The organism is Burkholderia cepacia ATCC 25416, from assembly GCF_001411495.1.
GTDB lineage: Bacteria > Pseudomonadota > Gammaproteobacteria > Burkholderiales > Burkholderiaceae > Burkholderia > Burkholderia cepacia.
Genome location: NZ_CP012981.1, coordinates 1,500,956 through 1,518,389 on the forward strand (window position 1 = coordinate 1,500,956; position 17,434 = coordinate 1,518,389).

Below are 17,434 nucleotides of genomic sequence, written 5' to 3' on the forward strand. Positions count from 1 at the left end.
CAATGATTCTGATCGCAATGGGCGTGTCGGGCGCGGGCAAATCGCGAATCGGCGAAATGCTGGCGGAACGCCTGTCGTGCAGCTATACCGACGGCGACGCGTTTCACAGCGCGGCGAACAAGGAAAAGATGCACCACGGCATTCCGCTGACCGACGACGACCGCTGGCCGTGGCTGCGCACGATCCGCGCGGCCATCGAGGAAAAGCAGCGCGCGGGCGAGACGGCCGTGTTCACGTGCTCGTCGCTGAAGCGGTCGTACCGCGACGTGCTGCGCGGCACCGACACCGACGTGCGGTTCGTGTATCTGAAGGGTTCGTTCGAGGTGTTGCACGAGCGCCTGAAGAGCCGCACCGGCCATTTCTTCGATCCGTCGCTGCTGAAGAGCCAGCTCGACACGCTCGAGGAACCGGGCCCGGACGAAGCGATCGAGGTCAGCATCGAGCTGACGCCCGAACAGATCGTCGATCAGGTCATGCTGAAGATCGGCATCGCGCAGCAGCACTGAGCGCGGTTCGCGGCATTCATCACGCAAAAGGCGCCCCGAGGGGCGCCTTTTGCGTTGGTGGCCGGCGGGCCGGTCAGGCCGTGGGCGCCTGCTTCGCGATGCCGTCGAGCAGTACGTCGAGCATCGTGTCGTGCACGGCTGCCGGATCGAGCTGCGCGTAGAGCGGGGCGGCCGCCTTGACGAGCGGATGCGCGGCGTCCGACAGCGCCTCCATTTCCGCGAGCTCGACGTCGTTCGCGGCGCGCGTGAGGCCGCCGGCTTCGGCCGCGGCAAGCCCGATCACGCTCGCATACCAGCCGACGCAAACCGATGGCAGCGCCGCGCGCGGGATGCCGGCGTCGGCCAGCGCGCGATGCACGGCCTCGATGTGCGCGAGATCGGCCGGCCCGGTACTCATGTGCCGCTGCAGCAGTGCGAACGCGGCCGGGTAGCGCAGCGCGAGCGCGCGGTACTGGCGCGCGAGGTCTCGCAGCCGTTCGCGCCACGGCAGTGTGGCGTCGACCGGCACGAGCGAGCGCGACAGCGCGTTCGCGATCGCGCGGCTCAGGCCTTCCTTCGACTTGAAGTGGTACAGCACGCTCATCGGGTCGCAGCCGACCGACTGCGCGAGCTTGCGCACGCTGAACGCGGCTTCGCCGACGTCTTCGAGCAGCGCGAGCGCTGCCGCGACGATCGCATCCTTGTCGAGGCCGCGCGGGCCCTGGGCGGGTTTGTCTTTCATCGATACGGGCCGGTGTGCCCGGCTGTAAACTTGACGAAAGCTGATTCTACACTGTAGAATTATTTCTGCGATGTAGAAATTGGGTGTCCCGGCACCTTTCAATACGTGCTTTCGCACAGTCCGGGATCCAGGCGGCACGAGCGTGCCCGCCGTCAACACGGGCCATCGCGCCCCTTTTCTCGTTGACACCCATGTGGAACCGGCTGCCCCACACGCAAAGCCAGAAGGCTCTTCGACAGGCGGCCCAAGACCATGCAAGTGCAATCATGACTTTCAACAATCAACCCCTGATCCAGGGCGAATCGCGTTTCGAGCAAACGCAACTGAACATCGAAAAAGACAACTGGAACTGGTGCGATCCGGCCCGCCACGACGGCGAGCGCCCGGCGAACTGGTACGAGGCGTCGCTGTCGCGTCATGAAAACACCGCGCCGCTCGCGCACGACGCGGTATGCGACGTGCTCGTGATCGGCGCGGGTCTGCTCGGCGCATCGGCCGCACTGCATCTCGCCGAAGCGGGCGTCGACACGATCCTCGTCGACAAGCACCACGTCGGCTCGGCCGCATCGGGGCGCAACGGTGGGCAACTGACGCCCGGCCTCGCGCGCTGGGAAGCGGCCGACATGATCGACCACCTGTCGCACGACGACGCGAAGCGGCTGTGGCGCTTCGCGTCGACCGAATCGATGGACCTGATCGATACGATCGGTGCGCGTTACGCGCTCGAACTCGACCGCAAACGCGGGCACATCACGGCGGCCGTCCACCCCGGCCACATGAGTGCGCTGCTGGACGGCGCGGATGCGCGCCGTCATCTCGGCGACGCGGGCGTGACGCTCGTCGGCCGCCATCAGCTGCACGACGAATACGTGCGTTCGGGGCTGTACCACGGCGCGGCGATCGATGCGATCGGCGGGCAGATCCATCCGCTCGCACTGGTGCGCGGGCTCGTCCACGGTTTCCGCCTTAACGGCGGCACGCTGTACGAAGGCACCGAGGTACTCGAGCTCGACGAGACGCCCGCGGGCGTCGTCGCGACGACGCCGGGCGGCACGATCACCGCACGCAAGGGCGTCGTGCTCGCGCTGCACAACACGACGTTCCGGCTGCTCGACGACGGCGCCGCGACGACCGTGCCGTTCTTTACCTATGTGAGCGTGACGGCGCCGCTCGACGTCGACGTCGCGACGCTGATGCCGGCCGGCATGCCCGTGTACGACACGCAGTTCCAGATCGACTACTACCGGCCGGTACGCGGCAACCGCCTGCTGTTCGGCGGGCAGGGCACCGGCACGTGCTGGGCGCAGCCCGACGTCAACGCGTATCTGCTGACGCGGCTGAACACGGTGTTCCCGCAGGTCGACGGCCAGTTCGCGCTCGATTATTGCTGGAGCGGCGTCAGCGACTTCACGCTGAACGGCGCGACCGACAGCCGCAAGACCGACGGCCGCGTGCCGATGTACATGGTGCAGGGCTGGAGCGGCCACGGCGTCGCGCAGACGGTGCGGATCGGCAAGGCGATCTGCGACGATTTCGTCGGACGCAACGACGATTTCTCGATGCTGACCGGCATCGACCATCGCGCGATTCCGCTTGGCCGCCAGTTGTCGCCGATCGCGATCCCGGCGGCGAAGGCTGCGATGAGCGTGATGAGCGCGCTCAATCCGGGGCGGATGATTTCGTTCTGAGCGGACGCGGCACGCAATGAAAAAGCCCGATGCGATTGCTCGCATCGGGCTTTTTTTTACGTACGGAGACGGGCGCTTACGCGATCCGCTTCGCGAGTTCGACGGCCTTGCCGATGTACGACGCAGGCGTCATCGCGAGCAGGCGATCCTTCGCGTCCTGCGGGATTGCGAGCGTGCCGACGAATTCCTGCAGCGCTTCGCGCGTGATGCCCTTGCCGCGCGTCAGTTCCTTCAGCTGCTCGTACGGGTTCTCGATGCCGTAGCGGCGCATCACCGTCTGCACCGGCTCGGCGAGCACTTCCCAGCAGTTGTCGAGATCTTCGTTCAGGCGCTGCGGATTCACTTCGAGCTTGTCGAGGCCGCGGATCAGCGAGTCGTATGCGAGCAGCGAGTAGCCGAGCGCGACGCCCATGTTGCGCAGTACCGTCGAGTCGGTCAGGTCGCGCTGCCAGCGCGACACCGGCAGCTTGTCGGCGAGGTGGCGCAGTGTCGCGTTCGCGAGGCCGAGGTTGCCTTCCGAGTTCTCGAAATCGATCGGGTTGACCTTGTGCGGCATCGTCGACGAGCCGATCTCGCCGGCCTTCGTCTTCTGCTTGAAGTAGCCGACCGAGATGTAGCCCCACACGTCGCGGTCGAGGTCGAGCAGGATCGTGTTCGCCCGTGCCACGGCGTCGAACAGCTCGGCCATGTAGTCGTGCGGCTCGATCTGGATCGTGTACGGGTTGAACGTGAGCTTCAGGCGGTTTTCGATCACGTCGCGCGAGAACGCTTCCCAGTCGAATTCCGGATACGCGGACAGGTGCGCGTTGAAGTTGCCGACCGCGCCGTTCATCTTGCCGAGGATCTCGACCTTCTCGATGCGCGCGATCGCGCGGTCGAGACGGGCCGCGACGTTCGCGAGCTCCTTGCCGAGCGTCGTCGGGCTGGCCGGCTGGCCGTGCGTGCGCGACAGCATCGGCTGGTCGGCCAGCGCGTGCGCGAGCGCGACGAGGCGCTGGTGGACCGTGCGCAGCGCCGGCACGATCACGTGCGTGCGCGCACCGGCGAGCATCATCCCGTGCGACGTGTTGTTGATGTCCTCGGACGTGCACGCGAAGTGGATGAATTCGCTGGCCTTTTCGAGTTCTTCCTGGCCCTTCACCGATTCCTTCAGCCAGTATTCGACGGCCTTCACGTCGTGGTTCGTCACGCGCTCGATTTCCTTGATGCGCGCGGCGTCGTGGGCGGTGAAGCGCTCGGCGAGCTGCAGCAGGAACTGCTCGGAGGCTTCCGAGAAGCGCGGGACTTCCGCGAAGCCGGCGCGCGACAGCGCGATCAGCCAGTGCACCTCGACGGTGACGCGGTGGCGCATGAAGGCGGCTTCGGAGAGCCAGTCGCGCAGCGCTTCGGTCTTGCTGGCGTAGCGGCCGTCGATGGGCGAGAGCGCGGTGAGGGCGAAAAGCGTATCGGGACGAGTGTCGGACATGATCGGGCGGGCTTTGAGGGCCGGGTCGAGCGAGGAGGGAGAATCCGGCATTTTACCATCGGCGCGGGACGATTCCGGCCGCGCCCGGCGAGCCGCCGCCGCCGCGTGCCGACGCCATGCCGGCGCCCGCATCCGGCAGCGCGCCGGGCCGCTTGCGCGGCCGCCGGCCGGGCCCGCCCGCCGGTAGAATGCAGGCTTCTTCCCGACCGCCGCCCGCCGCGCCCGCCTACATGGAACTGAAATGGCTCGAAGACTTCGTTTCGCTCGCGGAAACGCGCAGCTTTAGCCGATCCGCCGAGCTGCGGCACGTGTCGCAGCCGGCGTTTTCGCGGCGCATCCAGGCGCTCGAGGCATGGCTCGCGACCGAATTGATCGATCGTTCGGTCTATCCGACGCGGCTGACGCAGGCCGGGCAGATCTTCTACGAGCAGGCGCTGACGATGCTGTCGCAGGCGCACGAGGCGCGCACGCTGCTGCGCGGCCACGTCGGCGCGCCGGTGCCGACGATCGAGTTCGCGGTGCCGCACACGCTGTCGCTCACGTATTTCCCGCGCTGGCTGCAGCGGATCGAGGCGAAGATGGGCCAGGTTCACACGCGGCTGCGCGCGCTGAACGTGCACGATGCGGTGCTGTCGCTCGTCGAGGGCGGCTGCGATCTCGTGATGGGCTACCACCACCCGAGCCACCCCGTCGCGCTCGACCCGGCGCGCTACGACATGCTGATCCTCGGCAGCGAGCCGATCAGCCCGTTCTCGGCGCCGGGCCGCGCGGGGCGGCCGCGCTATACGCTGCCCGGCACGGCCGACGCGCGCGTGCCGTACCTGTCATATACGCCGAACGCGTATCTCGGCCGGATGACGGAGGTCATCGTCGCGAATGCGTCGACGCCGCTGTTCCTCGATCGCGTCTATGAAACCGACATGGCCGAAGGGCTGAAGGCGATGGCGCTCGCGGGCCACGGCGTCGCGTTCTTGCCGCACAGCGCGGTCGAGGATGCGGTGGCGGGCGGCCGCCTGATCCGGCTCGACCGGTCGGTGCGCGGCGGCGCACATCCGTTCACGCTGACGATGGAGATCCGGCTGTACTGCGACAAGCTCGCGCTGCAGGGCGACGATCCACGACAGAAGCTCGTGCGTGCGCTGTGGGACGTCGTGCGCGACGAACTGCGCGAATCCGCCGGTTAACCGTGGGCGGTTAACCGTCGATCGTCCGGCCCGGCCGGCTGTCGTCGGGCTTGCGGCGCCTGTCGGGCACCTTCCCGGCGGCCGGCCCGCGCCCGCGCAACACGATTTCTCGAGCACGCGATGCACGGCCGATCGCGGGCGTTCTTGCGCAAATCGACCGCAGATTTGCGAAAAATCGCGATCATGCAAGAAACGCATAATCGAATAAGCAAACGGCATTGGATAAAAAAAACGGGTTTTTCGACAATGTGCGCACTTCGTTGAACGTTGGAGCATCCATGTCTTCGCAACAGCAGTCCATCCCGTCCTACCTGCACGCCGACGATCTCGGCCCGTGGGGCAACTACCTTCAGCAGGTCGATCGCGTCGCACCGTACCTCGGCTCGCTGTCGCGCTGGCTCGAAACGCTGAAGCGTCCGAAGCGTATCCTGATCGTCGACTGCCCCATCGAGCTCGACAACGGTACCGTCGCGCACTTCGAAGGCTATCGCGTGCAGCACAACGTGTCGCGCGGCCCGGGCAAGGGCGGCGTGCGCTACCACCAGGACGTGACGCTGTCGGAAGTGATGGCGCTGTCGGCATGGATGTCCGTGAAGAACGCAGCAGTGAACGTGCCGTACGGCGGCGCGAAGGGCGGCATCCGCGTCGACCCGCGCAAGCTGTCGCGTGGTGAGCTCGAGCGCGTCACGCGCCGCTACACCAGCGAAATCGGCATCATCATCGGCCCGAACACCGACATTCCGGCACCGGACGTCAACACCAACGAACAGGTGATGGCGTGGATGATGGACACGTACTCGATGAACCAGGGCCAGACGTCGACCGGCGTCGTGACCGGCAAGCCGATCGCGCTCGGCGGTTCGCTCGGCCGCAAGGAAGCAACGGGCCGCGGCGTGTTCGTCGTCGGCTCCGAAGCGGCGAAGAAGAAAGGCCTGGAAATCGAAGGCGCACGCATCGCGGTGCAGGGCTTCGGCAACGTCGGCGGCATCGCGGCGAAGCTGTTCCAGGAAGCGGGTTCGAAGGTGATCGCGGTGCAGGATCACACGGGCACGATCTACCAGCCGGCCGGCCTCGATTCGAACAAGCTGCTCGACCACGTTGCCCGCACGGGCGGCGTCGCGGGCTTCGAAGGCGCGGAGCCGATGCCGAACGACGAGTTCTGGACGGTCGAAACCGACATCCTGATCCCGGCGGCACTGGAAAACCAGATCACCGAGAAGAACGCAGCGAAGATCCGCACGAAGATCATCGTCGAAGGCGCGAACGGCCCGACGACGACGGCGGCGGACGACATCCTGACCGCGAACGGCGTGCTCGTGATCCCCGACGTGATCGCGAATGCGGGCGGCGTGACCGTGTCGTACTTCGAGTGGGTGCAGGATTTCTCGAGCTTCTTCTGGACGGAAGACGAGATCAACCACCGTCTCGAGCGCGTGATGCGCGAAGCGTTCTCCGGCGTGTGGGCGGTCGCGGAAGAGCACAAGGTGTCGGTGCGTACGGCGGCGTTCATCGTGGCGTGCAAGCGCATCCTGATGGCGCGCGAAATGCGTGGCCTCTACCCCTGACCGGGCGTCCCTGATCATTGACTATGATCCATTCATGACGCAATCCACCCGGTTGCGGATATGAACCCTCGCGGGCGGTGCCGAATCCGGCATCGCCCGCGCGCGCATTCGGGGCGCCTGGAGCCGGGAGGAAGGCTTTGTCAGGGGCGCTGCGACGTGCGGTAAACAACAGTACTTTCAAAAATATTACTTTGATACACTGGCGCGGGTTTTAGCCAAGGAGATGACCAAAATGAAATACCAAAAGGCAGTCCTGATGGTCGCGGCGCTTTGCGCGTTCGCAAGCGGCGCGCATGCTCAGGAGACGGGCACGCTGAAGAAGATCAAGGACACGGGCGTGATCTCGCTGGGCCACCGCGAATCGTCGATTCCGTTCTCCTACTACGACCAGAACCAGCAGGTTGTCGGCTATTCGCGCGAATTCCAGCTGAAGGTGGTCGACGCGGTGAAGAAGAAGCTGAACCTGCCGAACCTGCAGGTCAAGAACATCCCGGTCACGTCGCAGAACCGCATCCCGCTCGTGCAGAACGGCACGGTGGACATCGAGTGCGGCTCGACGACCAACAACACCGAGCGTCAGCAGCAGGCCGCGTTCTCCGACACGATCTTCGTGATCGGCACGCGCCTGATGACGAAGAAGGATTCGGGCGTCAAGGATTTCGCCGACCTGAAGGGCAAGACGGTCGTGACGACTGCCGGCACGACGTCGGAGCGCCTGCTGCGCAAGATGAACAACGACAAGCAACTCGGCATGAACATCATCAGCGCGAAGGATCACGGCGATTCCTTCAACACGCTGGAATCGGGCCGCGCGGTCGCGTTCATGATGGATGACGCGCTGCTCGCAGGCGAGCGCGCGAAGGCGAAGCAGCCGGGCGAGTGGGTGATCGTCGGCACGCCGCAATCGGAAGAAGCGTACGGCTGCATGATGCGCAAGGGCGATGCGGACTTCAAGAAGGTCGTCGACGACGCGATCTCGCAAGTCGAGAAGTCGGGCGAAGCCGCGAAGATCTACGCGAAGTGGTTCGAGAACCCGATCCCGCCGAAGGGGCTGAACCTGAACTTCCCGCTGTCCGATTCGATGAAGAAGCTGTACGCGAACCCGAACGACAAGGCGCTCGACTGACCGCACGGCCGTTGATGCAGAAATGACGCTAATGAGACGGAAGAGGCCACGCTTCTTCCGTCTCTTTTTGCTGGAGTCTTGCCCATGTCTTACCACTGGAACTGGGGCATCTTCCTGAGCCCCGTGTCGACCGGCGAGCCGACGACTTATTTCGGATGGCTGATGTCCGGTTTCTGGGTGACGATCGAAGTGTCGCTCGTCGCCTGGGTCATCGCGCTGATCGTCGGGTCGCTGTTCGGCGTACTGCGCACCGTGCCGAACAAATGGCTGTCCGCGATCGGCACCGTGTACGTGTCGATCTTCCGGAACATTCCGCTGATCGTGCAGTTCTTCGTCTGGTATCTCGTGATACCCGAGCTGCTGCCCGCGTCGATCGGTACCTGGATCAAGCAGTTGCCGCCCACCACGCAGTTCTTCACCGCTTCGATCATCTGTCTCGGCCTGTTCACGGGCGCGCGCGTGTGCGAACAGGTGCGCTCGGGGATCAACGCGCTGCCGAAGGGCCAGCGCGCCGCCGGCCTCGCGATGGGCTTCACGCAATGGCAGACGTACCGCTATGTGCTGCTGCCCGTCGCGTACCGGATCATCGTGCCGCCGCTCACGTCGGAATTCCTGAACATCTTCAAGAACTCCGCGGTCGCGTCGACGATCGGCCTGCTCGACCTGTCCGCGCAAGCGCGCCAGCTCGTCGACTACACCGCGCAGACGTATGAATCCTTCATCGCGGTGACGCTCGCCTACGTGATCATCAACCTCGTCGTGATGGCGTTCATGCGCTGGATCGAAGGCCGCACGCGGCTGCCCGGCTATATCGGAGGCAAGTGATGCATCAGTTCGACTGGAGTAGTATTCCCGGCGCGATACCGACGCTGTGGACGGGCGCGATCGTCACGTTCAAGATCACGCTGATCGCGATCGTCGTCGGCATCGTCTGGGGCACGCTGCTGGCGCTGCTGCGGCTGTCCGGCGTGAAGCCGCTCGCGTGGTTCGCGAAGGCGTACGTGACGGTGTTCCGCTCGATCCCGCTCGTGATGGTGCTGCTGTGGTTCTTCCTGATCGTGCCGCAGGTGCTGCAGGGCGTGCTCGGGCTGTCGCCGACGATCGACATCCGGCTTGCATCGGCGATGGTCGCGTTCTCGCTGTTCGAAGCCGCGTATTATTCCGAGATCATCCGCGCCGGTATCCAGGCGGTGCCGCGCGGGCAGGTGAACGCCGCGTTCGCGCTCGGCATGAACTACGCGCAGGCGATGCGCCTCGTGATCCTGCCGCAGGCGTTCCGCGCGATGGTGCCGCTGCTGCTCACGCAGGCGATCGTCCTGTTCCAGGATACGTCGCTCGTGTACGTGATCAGCCTCGCGGACTTCTTCCGCACGGCCGCCAACATCGGCGATCGCGACGGCACGACCGTCGAGATGGTCCTGTTCGCCGGCGCATGCTATTTCGTGATTTGCTCGTTGGCGTCTGCTCTCGTCAAGGGTCTCCAGAAAAAGGTCACAAGATGATTTCCATCAAGAACGTTTCGAAGTGGTACGGCCAGTTTCAGGTCCTCACCGACTGCACGACCGAGGTCAAGAAAGGCGAAGTGGTCGTCGTGTGCGGCCCGTCGGGCTCGGGCAAGTCGACGCTGATCAAGACCGTGAACGGTCTCGAGCCGTTCCAGCAGGGCGAGATCCTCGTGAACGGCCAGTCGGTCGGCGACAAGAAGACGAACCTGTCGAAGCTGCGCTCGAAGGTCGGGATGGTGTTCCAGCATTTCGAGCTGTTCCCGCACCTGTCGATCACCGAGAACCTGACGCTCGCGCAGATCAAGGTGCTCGGCCGCGGCAAGGACGAGGCGAACGAGAAGGGCCTGAAGCTGCTCGACCGCGTCGGCCTGAAGGCGCACGCGCACAAGTTCCCGGGCCAGTTGTCGGGCGGCCAGCAGCAGCGTGTCGCGATCGCGCGCGCGCTGTCGATGGATCCGATCGCGATGCTGTTCGACGAACCGACGTCCGCGCTCGACCCCGAGATGATCAACGAAGTGCTCGACGTGATGGTCGAACTCGCGCAGGAAGGGATGACGATGATGGTCGTCACGCACGAGATGGGCTTCGCGAAGAAGGTCGCGCATCGCGTGATCTTCATGGACAAGGGCGCGATCGTCGAGGACGACCGCAAGGACGATTTCTTCTCGAATCCGAAATCGGAACGCGCGAAGGACTTCCTCGCGAAGATCCTGCACTGAGCGTTCGCGCGGGTCACGCGCGTCGATGCGAACACCGCCCGGCCGAGCGCCGGGCGGTTTTTTTTCGTCCGCTGTCCGCCGTTCGCTGGCGTTACCAGCTGTAGCGGTAGCCGACCTGCCCGACGATGCCGCGCCGATAGTCGCCGCCGATGTTGCGCGCGATCTTCGCGTTCGCGTACAGCTCGCCAGACTTGCCGAAGCTCGCGGTCACGCCGACGCCGAGTTCGTACCACGTGCGGCCGAGATGCGTCGCGAACGGCGTGCCGCCGACGACGGTCTGGCCCGGCGACAGGAAGTCGTGCAGCACGTCGGCCGTGAAGTACGGCGTGGCAGCGCTGCCGCCCGAACCGGACTGCAGGTTCGGCCGGAAGATGCGCACCCCGACGCGGCCGCGCAGCGCGTTCGTCGTCGTACCCGATACCGCCGATACGTTGTCGTTGAACCCGTTCAGCTTCAGGTACTGGTACATCAGCTGCGCCTGCGGCTCGACCGCGACCGGCAGGCCGCCGATCGCGAAGGGTTTGCCGACTTCCTGCGACAGCGCGACGCCGAAGCCGTTTTGCGACGCCTCGTTGCCGTAGCTGTCGCGATAGCGGTTGCCGTAGTGCGTGACCTGCCCGACGCTGTCGAAGTACGTGCCGTCGGACAGGTACTTCGTCCAGTAGCCGCCGACGCTCTGCGCGTGCATCTCGACCGAGCCCGTCGACGTCGACAGGTTGGCCGTATCGGCGCGCGCCATGTCGCTGAAGCTCGCGTTCGACACGCCGATGCTGGCCGTCACGCCCGCATGCGTGCTGCCGGCGCCGTTCGGCGCCTGGTCGAGCGTCCAGTCCTTGCCGAACTGCGCGAAGAAGGTGCGCTCGTCGGCCGCGAAGCGGCCCGCGTTCGCGTCGAGGCTCTGGCCGCCTATGCGCCCCCACACGCCGTCGCGATTGCCGGGCTGCTGCTTGTCGAGGTTGGCGATGTCGCCGACGCGCTCGTGCAGCTTGCCGAGCGTCGAGAAGCCGTAGTCGGCGTTCAGCAGCGGCGTGAGCGCGTAGCCGGCGACCCCGGGGCGATACGCGAGCGTGCCGCCGCTGCCGTTGCCGTTCCCGTTCCCGCCGCCGTCGCCGCCACCGGACGGGTGGATCGGGTCGCCCGGGTCCGACGGATCGAGTTGCGAGCGCAGGTACCAGCCGTTCGCGTCGCCTTGCCCGCCGCGATAGAGCCGGTATTCGTACGCGCCCGCCTGCACGGGCCCGGCGAGCTGGAATGCCGATGCAGTGGTCGTGCCGCCGTTGGTCGTGACGACCACCGGAATCCCGTCGCCCTTCGTCTGCGCGCCGGTGCCGGCCGTGTTGGCGATCTTCAGGCCCGTCGTGCCGCTTGCCGTGCCGCCGTTCACGATCACCCGGTCGGTCGGCGATGCGTCGGCGCCGAGGAACGTGTTGAGCGCGATCGTGCCGCCGTTGCCGACGTAGCTGCCGGTCGTCAGCGTCTTGTAGCTGCCCGCGAGCGTCGGCGAACCGGTCGGCGCGGCGAATCCGACCAGGCCCGCGTTGTTCAGGCTGCTCAGCACGGAGCTGCCCGTCATGCGCCACGTGCTGGTGGGGTCGACGGTCAGTGCGACCGGGTCGATCTTGCCGGTCAGTGTCGTGCCGTTCGCGAGGAGCACGTTGCCGGTGCTCGAGGCGTCCGAGACGATGTCGCCGGCCAGGTTCACGGCCGAGGCGGTGAAGGTGGCGTTGGTGCCGTTCGACAGGTCGAGCAGCGTACCGTTGCCGGCCGTCACGACCGTACCGTTGCGCACCGCGATGTCGGCCGTGCCGCCGCGGGCGGCGAAGGCCGGGCCGGTCGCGGACGTCACGCTGCCGCCGTCGACGAGCACCGAACTCGTCGCGCCGTTTGCGAGCGTATCGGACGTCAGCACGCCGGCCGCCGCGCCCTTGAGCGTCGTGCCGGTCAGTGCGAGCACGCCGCCGCTGTCGGCGGTTGCACCGTTGCCGGCGGCACTGGCGATCGTCGAGCCCGTATCGCCGATGCGGCCACCGTTGCGTGCGACGATGCCGTCGGCCAGGCTGCCCGATGCGGCGATCTTCGCGGCCGACAGCAGGGCCGTCGCACCGCCATCCATGACGATCGCGTGTGCGCCGGCACCCGTCGTCGCGACGGTCGTGCCGGTCGCCGCGAGCGTCGAATCCGCGCCCGTCACGTGGACGCCGAGCGCGTTGCTGCCGGCGGTGCGCACGACCGTCGCCGCATCGGCCGCGATGCGCGCGCCACCGCCCGTCGACACGATGCCGTTCGCGCCGCCGCCGGTCGTCGTGACCTGTGTGCCGGACAGCGCGATCGTCGTATTCGTGCCGAGGTTGTGAATCCCGCTGCCCGAGCCGCCGGCCGCGATCGACGTCGCACCGGCCGCGATCCCGCCGCCCGATACGGTCGAGTCGATCAGCACGCCGTCGGCGCTGCCGTTCGCGATCACGGTGCCGGTGCCCGACAGCGCGACCGATGCGCCGGCACCCGTCAGACGCACGCCCGCGACGCCGTCATCGGCTTCGATCGAACCCGCGTTGGCCAGCGTGGCCGACGCGCCCTGCACGAGCGCACCGGTGCCGTTCGATACGCGGATCGTCGACGCGTTGTTCACCGTGCCGAGCGTGCCGACCACGACGCCCGTCGAGCCGGCGCCCGTCAGCAGCACCGAGTCGCGGTTCTCGAGCGTGCCGAGGTTCTGCGCGACGAAGCCCGTCACGCCCGCGGTCGACGACGTAACGGCCGCGTCGTTGGTCAGCGTCGTCGCGACCGGCGCGCCGGCATTGGCGCCGGCGAGGTCGTGCGCCTGGCCGTCGACGACGCCCGCGATCGCGCCTGCGGCATTCAGGTTGATCGTCGCGCCCGCGTCGATCGTGCCTTGCGCGCCGCCCTCGACGCCGATCGCGATCCCGCTCGCGCCGTTGACGTTGTAGATCGCGTTACCGGTCGACAGCACGGTGCCGGCGTCGGTCGCGAGCACGCCGTGCGCGCGCCGGCCGTTGACGTCGGTCGTCAGCGTTCCGGCTGCCGACGCGCCCGTGTAGGCAGCGCCGCCCGCGACTCGGAACAGCGTCGAATCGTCGGTGTCGACGCTCAGGTGCTGCGCGGCGACGTTGATCTTCGAGCCGGCGCCATAGGCATAGAAGCCGATCTGGCTGGTGCCCGACATGAACGCCGGCACCGCGTTGGCGCCGACGTCGATCGTCGCGCCCGAGCGCGCGTGCACGCCGATCGCGCCGGTGCCCGTCAGGTTGAGTGCGCCGTCGAGCGTGGCTTTCGCGTGCGGCCCCTCGGCCCACACGCCGTAGTTTCGTGTGCCCGATGCGGGATCGAGGCCGCCGGCCACGTTGATCGTGCCGGTCGAGGTCGCGGCCGTCGCGTTCGTGCCGGTTCCGACGACCATGATGCCGATGCCGTTTACGCCATTCAGCGTGATGGTGCCGGTGTTGGTCACGGTCGCCGCCGTGTTGGCCGCGAGCATGCCGACGTTGGCGAGCGGCGTGCCGGGCGCGGCACCGTTGACGACGATCGAGCCCGCGTTGGTCAGCGTGCCGGACGACGAGTTGATGCTCGCCATGGCGGCGCCGTTCTGCGTCTGCGAACCGATCACGATCGTGCCGAGGTTGTTCGCGGTGCCCGACGGGCCGAGCAGGATGCCGTATGCGTGCGTGGACAGCGCGACGTCGTTCGCGGCCTCCGGCGTGCCGGCATCGTACTGGGCCGCGCGGCCGAGATAGATCGTGCCGCCGGCTTCGTTCGTGAAGCTGCCGCCGGCGACGAGGCCGCCGATCACCTGGCTGTCGAGCGTCGTCGCGTTGACGCCGACGTTGATCGTGCCGGCGTTCGATGCGTTCGCGCCGTCGGTCGCGGCGATCGCGTAGTTCTGCAGGTCGAGCCGGTTGTGGTCGAGATTCCACGCACCGACGTTCATCACGCCGTTGTTGACGAACGTGGTGCCCGTACCGTTGGCATACACGCCGCTGCCTTCGACGTACGTATCGAGGCCGAAATTGTCGGGCGGTGCGGTGCCGCCCGTGCCGACATTGTCGCCCGACGTGTAACCGGACGAAATCACGCCGTTGTTGACGCCGCTCGCGCCGCTCAACAGGCGCACCAGGGTGAAGTCGCCCGACAGGCGCCCGTCGTTGACGAAGTGCGCGCCGTTTTCCGCGACGACGGCCGCGCTCGCGTCGATCGTATTGGCGCCGCGGAAGTCGATCTGGCCGTCCTTGCCGATGTGCAGCGTCGCGTTCGCGCCCGTGCCGTGCATCGCCGACGGATAGTTTCTGGGGAGCGCGTTCTTGTCGTCGGGCGACACGTTGTTCGCATACTCGAAGGTTTGCGTGGCGAACGTCACGGCCTGGCCGAACGCATTGTCGTAGGCTGCCTGCGAGCCGAGTGCGCCGTTCTGGACCGAACGCACGAGAAAGTTGTTGTACGCGGCGAGCGACGCAGCGTCGGTGACGGTCCACTTGCTGCCGTCGAACGCGGTGAAGGTGCCCGCGTAGGTCGGCACGTCGAGCTCGATGCGGCCGACGGGGCCGCCGCTTGCCAGATAGTCGCCGGTGATGAACCAGACCTGGTTCCGCGAATTCCAGTTGATGACGCTCGGTGTCGAGCCGGTGCCGTCCGCGTAGGTCAGGTCGGTCTGCTTGGCCGCGATCGTGATCGCGTTGCCGGTCGCCGCGGGCGCGTTCGCGGGATTGCCGATCGATACGTCGAGCGTGCCGCCCGAATTCGCGACCGTGCCGATGCGCGTGTTCACGTACTGGTCGCCGTTCACGTCGTGATAGACCTGCACGACGGTCGAGCCCGCGTTCGACGCGACGAACGCGGTCGAGTCGTAAGTGGCGACGGACGTATGGCCGCCCGTGATCGAGTCGGGGGTGCCGACGCTCTGCGTCTTGCCGCCGAGCGACACCAGCGGCTGATCCGGATTGCCTGAAATGATGGGCGTGTTGGCGAACGGCATCGGCGTGTAGCCCATGTCGCCGGTTGCGCCGGTCCATGCGCCTGTCAGGCCGACGCGGTCGCCGCCCGACACGGTCGTGGCGCCGGCGAGGTTGTCATTGACGGTCGGGCTGAAGCTGCCGAGCGCGCAGGTACCGCCGCTCGCGACGGCCGCGCCGCTACCGCACGTCGATGCGTACGCGGAGCTTGCCGACAGCATGGCCAGCACGGCACCGAGTGCCGCGGCGCGAAGCGGCGTCCGGCGCGCTGCCGCGTGGGCGGCGCGAAGGCCTGCACCGGATGGGCTGCCCGACCGCTTGCCGCGCGCCCGCGCCGTTTCCGCAACCGCGACCCAGCAGCCGGTGGTCTCGCTCCATATCGATCGAAATGAGTGATTCACGACAAGCCCCTCTCTCTTGTTTTGATGTGGTTTTCACCGCGGTGCGGTGAAATCGCAATCCGCGGTGGGGAATGGCGTGAATGGATGTGTGGCGTCCGTGGCCGTATCTCCGTCATTCGCGATTCGTTACACCGAGGATGAGCGGACTCTACTGATCGGGAAGGAGGTGAATTGTCGGGAAGCTAACAAATGCGGCAATAGTGCCGCTTTCGTTCGGTATTTTTTGATTGTGTGATGAATCGAACTGAAAGCCTTGTGGGGTAAGGATTCGCCCGATTATTTGCGTGCGGGTTCGTGATCGCGGGATCAGTGGGGTGGCGCACGGTTTGCGTCAGGTCGATACGTTAAAATGCGGTTTCCGGATTATCTGCATTCCGATTGAGTGATTTATTATTTTCTCGCCTGGATCGTTTTATATTGAAACGAATCGAATCGGGCGAATGTTGTGCTGCTTCGCTTCGATATACGGGAATCTGGCCCGGATGAACCGGAATCGGCACCCGGCGAGCGATATGACCCGGCGGCGAGCCGTCGACTTGCCGGACAGTGGCTGACAGGGGAAGGGCGCTGGCGCGCGGGGCTCAGAAGTCGATCGCGTCGTCGGAATCGACGTCGGTGGCGGTGGCGAGCGCCTCGCGTGTGTCACGCGGCGCCGATGCCGATGCGTCGAGCGCCGGATTGCGCAGCTTCTCGAGCACGCGTTCGGGCACCGGGATCCGCATCCGCGCGGCGACGTCGCCGCACTGGAACATGATCAGTTCGCCCGGCTCGAACGCGGTCCAGACTTCGTTGTCGGTGAGCGGTTGCGTCGCGATCACCGCGACGCGATCCTCGGGCGTCGTGTACTTCGCGAAGTCGATCGACAGGTCTTCGTCGACGAGATGCGCGGTCGAGAACGGCCAGCGCCGCACGAGGTAGTGCAGCCGCGTCGAGCAGTGCGCGAACAGCGCCTGGCCATTCGACATCAGGAAATTGAACACGCCGTGATCGGTGATGCCGCGTGTCAGCTCGCCGACGCGCTCGAACAGTTCGGGCAACGGCGGCTGCGCGCCGGGAAACGCTTCGCGCAGCCCCTGCATCAGCACGCAGAACGCCTGTTCGCTGTCGGTCGTGCCGACCGGATGATAGACGCTGCCGTCCATGTCCGGTGCGTAGTCCTGGAGGTCGCCGTTATGCGCGAAGATCCAGTGCCGGCCCCACAGCTCGCGCATGAACGGATGGCTGTTCTCGAGCAGGATGTGGCCTTGCGTCGCCTTGCGGATGTGCGCGATGGTGTTCTTGGACTTGATCGGGTAGCGCTTCACCATTTCGGCGATCGGCGACGTGGCCGATGCCTGGTGATCGATGAACAGGCGGCAGGCCTTGTCCTCGAAGAACGCGATGCCCCAGCCGTCGGCATGGTGATCGGTGAGCCCGCCCCGGGCCGCGAAACCTGTGAAGGAGAATGTGACGTCCGTCGGCGCGGCGCAGTTCATTCCTAAGAGTTGGCACATTTTACTTGGGGCAGCAGGCTCAGGCGGGGGGTAACGAACCGGGCGAACCCCGGTACAATGCGGCTTCTAGCATATCACCGAGCCCTGAGCGGTAAAA

Annotated in this window: 12 protein-coding genes; 8 read left to right on the plus strand and 4 right to left on the minus strand. The window is 66.3% G+C overall.

The annotated features are described in order from the left end of the window. Nucleotides 1-2: 2 nt before the first annotated feature. A complete protein-coding gene (locus tag APZ15_RS06890) occupies nucleotides 3-506 on the plus strand; it encodes a gluconokinase (RefSeq protein ID WP_027788380.1) in 504 nt (167 codons plus the stop codon). Between the two features lie 73 nt (nucleotides 507-579). Here APZ15_RS06890 and APZ15_RS06895 read toward each other — a convergent pair whose 3' ends face one another. Next, entirely contained in the window at nucleotides 580-1,227 is a 648-nt protein-coding gene (locus APZ15_RS06895) for a TetR/AcrR family transcriptional regulator (RefSeq protein WP_027788379.1), read from the minus strand. Nucleotides 1,228-1,493: 266 nt separating this feature from the next. On the opposite strand from APZ15_RS06895, the gene APZ15_RS06900 reads away from it, so the two are divergent. Next, complete coding sequence (locus APZ15_RS06900) at nucleotides 1,494-2,915, plus strand: NAD(P)/FAD-dependent oxidoreductase (protein ID WP_027788378.1); 1,422 nt, start codon at nucleotides 1,494-1,496, stop codon at nucleotides 2,913-2,915. A 76-nt stretch (nucleotides 2,916-2,991) separates the two neighbouring features. On the opposite strand, the gene purB is transcribed toward APZ15_RS06900, so the two are convergent. Continuing rightward, nucleotides 2,992-4,380, minus strand: coding sequence for an adenylosuccinate lyase (purB, locus tag APZ15_RS06905; RefSeq protein ID WP_027788377.1), 1,389 nt, complete (start codon nucleotides 4,378-4,380; stop codon nucleotides 2,992-2,994). A 230-nt stretch (nucleotides 4,381-4,610) separates the two neighbouring features. Here purB and APZ15_RS06910 point away from each other — a divergent pair, with 230 nt between their 5' ends. From APZ15_RS06910 to APZ15_RS06935, 6 genes are all read left to right on the plus strand, one after another. Next, nucleotides 4,611-5,564, plus strand: coding sequence for a LysR substrate-binding domain-containing protein (locus tag APZ15_RS06910; protein WP_027788376.1), 954 nt, complete (start codon nucleotides 4,611-4,613; stop codon nucleotides 5,562-5,564). Between the two features lie 278 nt (nucleotides 5,565-5,842). After that, on the plus strand, nucleotides 5,843-7,129 hold the full coding sequence (locus tag APZ15_RS06915) for a Glu/Leu/Phe/Val family dehydrogenase (RefSeq protein ID WP_021163078.1): 1,287 nt from the start codon (nucleotides 5,843-5,845) through the stop codon (nucleotides 7,127-7,129). A gap of 232 nt (nucleotides 7,130-7,361) precedes the next feature. Further along, nucleotides 7,362-8,255 (plus strand): glutamate/aspartate ABC transporter substrate-binding protein, encoded by an 894-nt coding sequence (locus APZ15_RS06920; RefSeq protein ID WP_027788375.1) that lies wholly within the window; start codon nucleotides 7,362-7,364, stop codon nucleotides 8,253-8,255. A gap of 84 nt (nucleotides 8,256-8,339) precedes the next feature. Further along, nucleotides 8,340-9,080: an amino acid ABC transporter permease gene (locus APZ15_RS06925; protein ID WP_027788374.1), complete on the plus strand. Its 741-nt coding sequence runs from the start codon at nucleotides 8,340-8,342 to the stop codon at nucleotides 9,078-9,080. Beyond that, complete coding sequence (gene gltK, locus APZ15_RS06930; protein ID WP_027788373.1) at nucleotides 9,080-9,757, plus strand: glutamate/aspartate ABC transporter permease GltK; 678 nt, start codon at nucleotides 9,080-9,082, stop codon at nucleotides 9,755-9,757. Before APZ15_RS06925 ends, gltK begins: the two co-directional genes overlap by 1 nt. Beyond that, complete coding sequence (locus APZ15_RS06935; protein ID WP_027788372.1) at nucleotides 9,754-10,479, plus strand: amino acid ABC transporter ATP-binding protein; 726 nt, start codon at nucleotides 9,754-9,756, stop codon at nucleotides 10,477-10,479. Before gltK ends, APZ15_RS06935 begins: the two co-directional genes overlap by 4 nt. A 91-nt stretch (nucleotides 10,480-10,570) precedes the next feature. Here the strand turns inward: APZ15_RS06935 and APZ15_RS06940 are convergent, their stop codons facing one another. Next, nucleotides 10,571-15,844, minus strand: coding sequence for an autotransporter outer membrane beta-barrel domain-containing protein (locus APZ15_RS06940; RefSeq protein ID WP_027788371.1), 5,274 nt, complete (start codon nucleotides 15,842-15,844; stop codon nucleotides 10,571-10,573). 581 nt (nucleotides 15,845-16,425) lie between these two features. Next, complete coding sequence (locus APZ15_RS06945) at nucleotides 16,426-17,337, minus strand: class II glutamine amidotransferase (protein ID WP_027788370.1); 912 nt, start codon at nucleotides 17,335-17,337, stop codon at nucleotides 16,426-16,428. Between the last annotated feature and the right edge of the window lie 97 nt (nucleotides 17,338-17,434).